General features: G+C 42.4%; 7 protein-coding genes and 1 tRNA gene. 7 read left to right on the top strand and 1 reads right to left on the bottom strand.

Annotated features, from left to right (window positions below; all coding sequences use genetic code 11):
* The first annotated feature begins 174 nt into the window (after window positions 1–174).
* The 6 genes from EWV68_RS05595 (at window position 175) to uvrA (ending at window position 6563) form a co-directional block, all read left to right on the top strand.
* The gene (locus EWV68_RS05595) at window positions 175–861 is read left to right on the top strand and encodes a diacylglycerol/polyprenol kinase family protein (RefSeq protein WP_012266299.1); all 687 of its coding nucleotides are present in this window, start codon (window positions 175–177) and stop codon (window positions 859–861) included.
* A gap of 258 nt (window positions 862–1119) precedes the next feature.
* Window positions 1120–1992: an aldose epimerase family protein gene (locus EWV68_RS05590; protein WP_287169117.1), complete on the top strand. Its 873-nt coding sequence runs from the start codon at window positions 1120–1122 to the stop codon at window positions 1990–1992.
* Window positions 1993–2055: 63 nt separating this feature from the next.
* Window positions 2056–2127 (top strand) — tRNA-Lys (locus EWV68_RS05585).
* A gap of 29 nt (window positions 2128–2156) precedes the next feature.
* A complete protein-coding gene (gene tsaB / locus EWV68_RS05580; protein ID WP_061432506.1) occupies window positions 2157–2759 on the top strand; it encodes a tRNA (adenosine(37)-N6)-threonylcarbamoyltransferase complex dimerization subunit type 1 TsaB in 603 nt (200 codons plus the stop codon).
* 59 nt (window positions 2760–2818) lie between these two features.
* Window positions 2819–3640: a serine O-acetyltransferase gene (gene cysE / locus EWV68_RS05575; RefSeq protein WP_061432507.1), complete on the top strand. Its 822-nt coding sequence runs from the start codon at window positions 2819–2821 to the stop codon at window positions 3638–3640.
* A gap of 49 nt (window positions 3641–3689) precedes the next feature.
* Window positions 3690–6563, top strand: a complete 2874-nt coding sequence (uvrA, locus tag EWV68_RS05570; protein ID WP_061432508.1) for an excinuclease ABC subunit UvrA — start codon at window positions 3690–3692, stop codon at window positions 6561–6563.
* A 98-nt stretch (window positions 6564–6661) separates the two neighbouring features.
* On the opposite strand, the gene EWV68_RS05565 is transcribed toward uvrA, so the two are convergent.
* Window positions 6662–7438 carry a class I SAM-dependent methyltransferase gene (locus EWV68_RS05565; RefSeq protein WP_287169116.1) on the bottom strand — a complete coding sequence of 259 codons (777 nt, stop codon included), beginning with the start codon at window positions 7436–7438 and terminating at the stop codon, window positions 6662–6664.
* Window positions 7439–7723: 285 nt separating this feature from the next.
* On the opposite strand from EWV68_RS05565, the gene EWV68_RS05560 reads away from it, so the two are divergent.
* On the top strand, window positions 7724–8167 hold the full coding sequence (locus EWV68_RS05560; RefSeq protein ID WP_287169115.1) for a hypothetical protein: 444 nt from the start codon (window positions 7724–7726) through the stop codon (window positions 8165–8167).
* Window positions 8168–8243 lie beyond the last annotated feature (76 nt).

Raw genomic sequence — 8243 nt, 5'->3', positions numbered from 1 at the left:
AAGACCAGAACAGAGTAAATCTGTTAAGGCAGGTGCGAAAAATCCTTCGGGACCCCAAGCAGAAACCTAAATCGTGAGGTTTGGGAATCACCGTCCGTTTACGGCGGTGAGGATGTCAACAATGTCACCTCGATCACCTAAACTAAATAGATAGTCAATTTTCGCTTTTGCCACGTGGAACTATCCCACTCTCTCCTATTTTCGATCGGTTTAGTCGCCTGTTACCTAGCTGTTCTGATTCTGATCGCTGAAAAATTAAAAAGTCTTTTCAGTACCGATGGCGAAATTACCCGCAAAGTTGTCCACATTGGCACAGGAAACGTCATCCTTTTTGCCTGGTGGTTAAATATCCCCGCTTGGGTGGGAATAATCGCGGCGATCCTAGCGGCAACTATCGCTATCCTATCCTATTTTTTCCCCATTTTACCCAGTCTTAATAGTGTCGGTCGCCGCAGTTGGGGAACTTTTTTTTATGCTGTTAGTATCGGTGTTCTCGTGGCTTATTTTTGGCCAATTTCTCACCCCGAATATGCGGCAATGGGTATTTTAATTATGGCTTTGGGAGACGGATTAGCGGCCCTAGTCGGACAAAATTTCGGTCAACATCCCTACAAAATTTTCGGCAGTGGCAAAAGTCTGGAAGGTTCCCTGACTATGTTAGTAATTAGCTTTTTAGTCAGCTTGATTATTTTATCTTTTATTAATGGCATTAATCCGCCAATTATTTTAGTATCTTTATTAACAGCGATCGGAGCCACTATTCTAGAAACTTTCTCGAAACTGGGTATAGATAATCTCACTGTACCCGTTGGTAGTGCCGCCATTGCCTATTTTCTTACCCAAATTTTCATCTCAAGCTAGGCTATCCCAGCTTATTCACAAGGGCCGAATCTAAAACCTCATTGGTTAAGCTAAGTAGGGAGGCACAATTATTTGTTAGGATGGGTTAGTGGTAGCGTAACATGAGCGGGTGTTGGGTTTCATGCTTCAACCCAACCTACGTTCTATGTTAGCAATCAGCTTTTTAGTCAGCTGTACCGATAACTGATAACTGATAACTGATAACTGATAACTGATAACTGATAACTGATAACTGATAACTGATAACTGATAACTGATATGACTTTTACGATCACTCAAAACCAAAATCAATATCTTACCTATTGTCTCAAGGATGAAGAAGCTGACGCTTATCTGGAAGTGGTTCCCGCTAGAGGAGGAATCATCACCCGTTGGCAAATTTGCGGAGAAGATATTTTATATCTGGACAGAGAAAGATTTAAAGATCCTAACCTCAGCGTCCGGGGAGGAGTCCCGATTTTATTCCCTATCTGCGGCAACTTACCCGATAATAGCTATCAACACCAAGGCCGAAACTACACCCTCAAACAACACGGATTTGCTCGTGATTTACCCTGGCAAGTGAGCAAACAAAGCAGCGAAACCGCCGCTAGTTTAACCCTAGAATTAAACAGTAATCCGGCCACTCGTCAAGTCTATCCCTTTGATTTTCAATTAATCTTTACCTATCAACTGCAAGGAAACAGCCTCAAAATTCACCAAAAAGTGATTAATCTTTCTCCCGAAAGAATGCCCTTTTCTATCGGGTTCCATCCCTATTTTCAAGTCACCGATAAAACCCGATTATCCTTTGATATTCCCTCCTCCCAATACCTCGACCAACGAACGAAGACCCTCCATTCCTACTCCGGCAACTTTGACTTTAATCTCGAAGAAATTGATGCCGCTTTTCCGCAAATTACGCGCCATCAAAGTAGTTTTAGTGATTCCTATCATCAGCGTCAAATTATCCTCGGTTACGACGATCTCTATACAACTATAGTTTTTTGGACCCTGAAAGATAAAAATTATATCTGTCTCGAACCCTGGAGCGCCCCCCGCAACGCCCTCAACACAGGCGAACATTTGACCTACCTAGAACCCCAGAGTAGCCGCGAGGCGATCGTGGAAATGCGAGTCAATCAAATTTAAATTACCCCTTGACTTAGCCCAGATAAGATGTTATATTAATAAATCGTGTGCAGAACACGAAACGGGTCGCTAGCTCAGCGGTAGAGCACTCGGCTTTTAACCGATTGGTCTTGGGTTCGAATCCCAGGCGACCCATAAAAACTTACTAATACAGAAAGATTGACTTGTCTTCCCCTGTTTACGGATTAGCCTTACATACCAGCAGTCCCCAACTAGGACTGGCCCTCTCTAATTTCAGGGATGATAGCCGTCAACAAACTTGGGACTTAGACAGGGATTTATCGAACCTATTCCACCCCTATCTAAAACAGTTCCTAGCCCCGCAAAAATGGGCAGATTTAGCCTTTCTAGCCACCGCTAAGGGGCCGGGTAGCTTTACCAGTACCCGCATCGGTATAGTCACCGGTAGAACCCTAGCACAACAATTACAGCTACCGATTTTTACCGTCTCCAGTTTAGCGGCCTTTGCTTGGTTACAACGGGATTTTTACCCCCTCGATACCTATCTAGCCCTAGAAATGCCCGCAACTAGGGGACAATTGTATGTGGGCATCTATCGGGGTAATCGGGTTTATTTAGCTGATAGCCTGATGACTCCGGAACAATGGCAGCAGACTTTAGAAAACTTAACTATTTCCTATCAAAGATTAGCCACACCCAGTTGTTTAGGCATAAATGCCCCCGATATCCTCGATTTAGCCTATTTGGATTGGCAAACGGGAAAACGCCCCCATTGGTCGGAGGCGCTCCCATTTTACGGGATGTGATTAAGTTGAACGGCTCATTTACCGGAGTGATAACATGGTTTAGTATAAGCTCGATCAATATGGAATCAAGACTCGTGTTATCTACTTTCCTAGCCGATTTCAAGATCATTTTTGAACGTGACCCCGCTGCCCGCAACTGGTTAGAGGTACTGTTTTGTTATCCCGGATTACAGGCTTTACTGTGCCATCGCTTCGCCCATTGGCTATATCAGGTCGGGATTCCCTTTATTCCCCGTTTAATTTCCCATCTTGCCCGTTTTTTCACCGGTATCGAAATTCACCCCGGTGCCCAAATAGGTCAGGGTGTTTTTATCGACCATGGCATGGGAGTTGTCATCGGAGAAACCGCCATTATCGGTGATTATGCCCTCATCTATCAGGGAGTTACTTTAGGAGGGACGGGGAAAGAAAGCGGTAAACGTCACCCGACTCTAGGGGAAAATGTGGTCGTCGGTGCCGGGTCCAAGGTTTTAGGTAATATTTATCTGGGTAATAACGTTCGCGTCGGCGCTGGTTCTGTGGTCCTGCGCGATATTCCCGCCGATTGTACCGTCGTTGGTGTACCCGGTCGTTTAATCTATCGGGCCGGGACGCGGGTGGAACCCCTCGAACACGGTGATTTACCCGACTCGGAAGCGGTGGCTATTCGCGCCTTGGTGGACCGCATCGAACAACTGGAAAAACAAGTGTACGAATTGCGGCTAGAACGGTCAAAAGAACCAGATTATCGGATTAATTGCCCAGTTTTAGCCCATTTAGAAGAAGAAGCGAGTCATAGCTGTTGCCCTGCGGCCGAACGAGATATGCGCGAGTTTCTCGAAAGGGCGGTTTATCCCCGAGAATCTTCTGATATGATAGAAGACTCGTTTTCTAGTAGCTGAAACCCATTCGTCAAGGCTATGATTGTTAAGGACTACTTGGCACCGTCCGATGGCTCAAACTGACTCAATCCGTATCCGTGGCGCCCGACAACACAATCTCAAAAATGTTGATCTCGAATTACCCCGCAATCAGTTGATCGTTTTTACGGGAGTTTCGGGATCGGGCAAATCTTCCCTCGCTTTCGACACTATTTTTGCGGAGGGACAGCGCCGCTATGTGGAGTCCCTCAGCGCCTACGCGCGCCAATTTTTGGGACAATTAGATAAACCCGATGTGGATGCGATCGAGGGTTTAAGTCCGGCTATTTCCATTGACCAAAAATCCACTTCCCACAATCCCCGTTCTAGTGTGGGAACTGTAACGGAAATTTACGATTACTTGCGTTTATTGTTCGGTCGTGCAGGTGAACCCCATTGTCCCCATTGCGATCGCAATATTGCCCCCCAAACCATCGATCAAATGTGCGATCGAGTGATGGAATTAGCCGAGAAAACCCGTTTTCAAATCTTAGCCCCGGTAATTCGCGGCAAAAAAGGCACTCATAAGCAATTAATCTCTAGTTTGGCCTCCCAAGGCTTTGCCCGGGTGCGGATTGACGGCAAGGTAGTAGAATTATCCGAGGGCATCGAGTTAGATAAAAAACATCTTCATGATCTTGAAATTGTTATTGATCGCCTGATCAAAAAAGAGGGTTTACAGGAAAGATTAGTAGATTCTTTAACCACTTGTTTAAAGCATTCCGATGGTGTAGCGATTGTGGAAATTCTCGATGAGAATAACGAAGATAATCCCGAAGTTACCAAAGAAATTGTCTTTTCCGAGAAATTTGCCTGTCCCGAACACGGGGCAGTTATGGAGGAATTATCCCCCCGTTTATTCTCTTTTAATTCTCCCTATGGTGCTTGTCCCAACTGTCACGGATTGGGCAGTTTACGGAAATTTTCGGCAGATTTAGTCATTCCAGACCCGAAACAACCGGTATATTCTGCTATTGCCCCCTGGTCCGATAAGGATAACTCCTACTATCTTTCTCTCCTCTACGGTTTAGGGCAAGCTTTAGGTTTTGAAATTCAAACCCCTTGGCAGAAACTAACAAAAACCCAGCAAGATATCATTCTCTATGGGAGTAAAGAACCGATCTATTTTGAAGATGATTACCGTTATGATACTGGTCGCGGTTACTATCGAGAATTTGCGGGAGTTATCAATATCTTAGATAGGAATTATCAAGAAACCACCTCGGAAGTTATTAAACAAAGACTAGAGAAATATATTGTTAACCAAACCTGCGAAGTTTGTCACGGAAAAAGATTAAAACCGGAAGCTTTATCGGTACGTTTAGGACAATATACGATCACGGATTTTACCGGAGTTACCATTCGGGATTGTTTGCAGAGAATTAATGATTGTCATTTAACCCCAAGACAAGCATTAATTGGGGAATTAGCCCTCAAAGAAATCAAAGCGAGACTACAATTTTTAATCGATGTGGGATTAGATTATCTTACCCTCGATCGACCGGCGATGACTTTATCCGGGGGAGAATCCCAACGAATTCGATTAGCCACTCAAATCGGTTCGGGATTAACAGGAGTATTATACGTCCTTGATGAACCTAGCATCGGATTACACCAAAGAGATAATAGTAAACTGTTAGAAACACTGCAAAGATTGCGAGATTTAGGTAATACTTTAATTGTCGTCGAACACGATGAAGAAACGATTCGGGCAGCCGATTATGTGGTCGATATCGGTCCGAAAGCGGGGATTCATGGCGGAGAAATCATCTGTCAAGGCAGTTTTAAAACCCTTTTAAAGTCCAAAAAATCGATAACAGGGGCCTACTTATCGGGCCGCAAAGTTATTGAAACTCCTCCCCAAAGAAGGGAAGGGAATGGTAATGCTTTAGTCTTAAAAAATTGCCATCAAAATAACCTAAGAAATATTGATGTAACGATTCCTTTAGGAAAATTAGTCTCGATTACGGGAGTATCTGGTTCGGGCAAATCCACCTTAATTAATGAGTTATTATATCCGGCTTTACAACATCATTTAACCCGTTTAACTCCCTTCCCCAAAGAGTTAGATAAAGTGGCAGGATTGGACGCGGTTGATAAAGTAATTGTCATTGACCAATCACCGATAGGACGCACTCCTCGGTCAAATCCTGCCACCTATACGGGGGTTTTTGACATTATTCGCGAGATTTTCACCGAAACCATCGAAGCAAAAGCTAGAGGTTACAAAGCGGGGCAGTTTTCTTTTAATGTTAAAGGAGGACGCTGTGAAGCTTGCCTAGGCCAAGGGGTAAACGTCATCGAGATGAATTTTCTCCCCGATGTCTATGTGCAGTGTGATGTGTGTAAAGGGGCGCGTTACAATCGGGAAACCCTACAGGTTAAGTATAAAGGTTATTCGATCGCCGATGTCTTAGATATGACGATCGAGGAAGCATTAAAGGTCTTTGAAAATGTCCCCCGGGCCACCACCAGATTACAAACTCTCGTGGATGTGGGTTTAGGATACTGTAAACTCGGTCAAAGTGCGCCCACTTTATCCGGTGGAGAAGCGCAAAGGGTGAAATTAGCGGCCGAATTATCCCGACGGGCCACGGGAAAAACCCTATATTTGATCGATGAACCGACTACGGGATTATCTTTTTATGATGTGCATCATCTCTTAGATGTGTTACAAAGATTGGTCGATAAAGGTAATTCGATTATCGTCATCGAACATAATCTCGACGTGATTCGCTGTAGCGATTGGATTATTGATTTGGGACCGGAAGGAGGGGACAAGGGAGGAGAATTAATCGCGGTGGGAACACCGGAAACCGTGGCTAAATGTGAAAAATCCTACACCGGTCATTATCTTGCCCAAGCATTACTTCAATATCCCCCAAAAAAGCAGGATAATAAGTAATGGGACAAAATTAACTTCTTGGTTAGGATAGGCAAGAGGCAACAGGCAAGAGGCAAGAGGTAGTTAGATATGTATAATTAATTGTGTCTAGCTACTTATTAGGGAAGAACACAGAGATAATAAAGCCAATGATCAAGATTAGTATTTAACTCTTGTTCGCTTTTAATTTCCTGACCGGTTTTCCAAGAATAAATTTTAATCTCTTGAAAGTAAGACCTTAACTGTCTTAATTGTTCTTTGGGGGTGGCGTAATAATTTTGGAGACGAAAATTATGGGGTTCATCCCGAATAATTGCATAGTCAGCAGTCAATAACTGTTCATAGCTAAGAGAGGGATTACAGGCACGCAAAATCGCCCAGATGACTAAATTGACATAGCTACTAAAAGGATTGAAACTAATCTTTTTTTTCCAATCGAATTCTGGGATAATTCCCTGAAGATTATGACTAGAAAAGCAAAAATAACCGCCAGTTTTACCGATGCGGCTAATTTCCTCTAAAACTAGGAAACGGTCAGCATGGGAAATATAATCAATGCCATTAAAACTAAAGAGAATAAAGTCAAAATAATTATCCGCAAATTGTTCTAGATTTCTGGCATCAGCCACTTGCCAGACTAAATGGGGGAATTTTTGACGACAAGCGGCGATCATTTCCCCAGAATAATCAACACCGATATATTCTCCCACGAGAGGGGCAAAATACTTCGTAGTTCGTCCCGCACCTACCCCTAAATCAAGCATTTTCATGGTTGATAAATGCTCTTGCAGCAGGGTTAAAATTGTCTTTTCTGCTGGCTGTAGCGCGGTTAATTGGGCATAATAACCGACAATACTAGGGTCTTTATAGGTTTGCTGATTTTTATCCTTAATCATTCTCGATCGCTCTTTCCTACTACCATCTTTAAGAAAAGATTTAGACTATCATAAGATGCGCTTAAATTATCCAATTGGCATCAATGGAGATTTTTAGTTCTTTTGTCTTATCTACAAGGATAGCATTTTCCAAAAGTGATAAAAGAAATGTAAAGTTATTTTATAGTAGTTGTCTTTGGTGTCTGTCTGTGTTACAATTACCACAACCAGTCATTATTAACACTTAGATAAAAAACTTCAAATATTATCTTAATCAATAGGAAAAAACATTTGTCTTGAGATGATATGAACAAAACTATTTTGAGCAATGCAATATTTATGACGTTTTTTTTATCGACGGTTAGTCATGGATATACTCAGAATGAGGCTTCTTTTCCTATTCGAGCTTTGGAAGGAGATAATTGTAATCGAGTAGTTGAATTGATCTATCAATCAGAAAAATTAGCATCAAATGACTCTAGCACAAAAGTTTATTTTGAAGGGTTTTTAAGAAAAATAGGAAAAGATGAAGATCAAACAAATACATTGGGATTTTGTGAACCAGCAACGGACAGGGAAACTCTATCTATTAAGATTGTTATTGAAAATAATAATGAAATAAAAAAGATTGAATTACGTTCAGAAAAATCTCCTGGATATATGATATTCACACCCATATCTTTCGATATAAAAAATAATTATATTTTAGGCTCTTCGGGAATTGTTATGCAAATAATTAACTTAAAATAAAATTCGATGAGAGCGCCTACGCTCAAAAGTAGCTGAAATCCATACAGGGAAGGACTTAAGGCACAAACAGGTTAAT

The sequence above is a fragment of the Microcystis sp. M_QC_C_20170808_M9Col genome (genome assembly GCF_007095495.1).
GTDB lineage: Bacteria > Cyanobacteriota > Cyanobacteriia > Cyanobacteriales > Microcystaceae > Microcystis > Microcystis aeruginosa.
Note: the sequence above shows the minus strand (reverse complement) of the source record. Positions and strands in the feature narration are given on the sequence as shown.

Bases quoted from the DNA above. Each gene is read 5' to 3' on its own strand.
- EWV68_RS05590 (WP_287169117.1), top strand. From the start codon at position 1,120: ATGACTTTTACGATCACTCAAAACCAAAATCAATATCTTACCTATTGT.
- cysE (WP_061432507.1), top strand. From the start codon at position 2,819: ATGGAATCAAGACTCGTGTTATCTACTTTCCTAGCCGATTTCAAGATC.
- uvrA (WP_061432508.1), top strand. From the start codon at position 3,690: ATGGCTCAAACTGACTCAATCCGTATCCGTGGCGCCCGACAACACAAT.
- EWV68_RS05565 (WP_287169116.1), bottom strand. From the start codon at position 7,438: ATGATTAAGGATAAAAATCAGCAAACCTATAAAGACCCTAGTATTGTC.
- EWV68_RS05560 (WP_287169115.1), top strand. From the start codon at position 7,724: ATGAACAAAACTATTTTGAGCAATGCAATATTTATGACGTTTTTTTTA.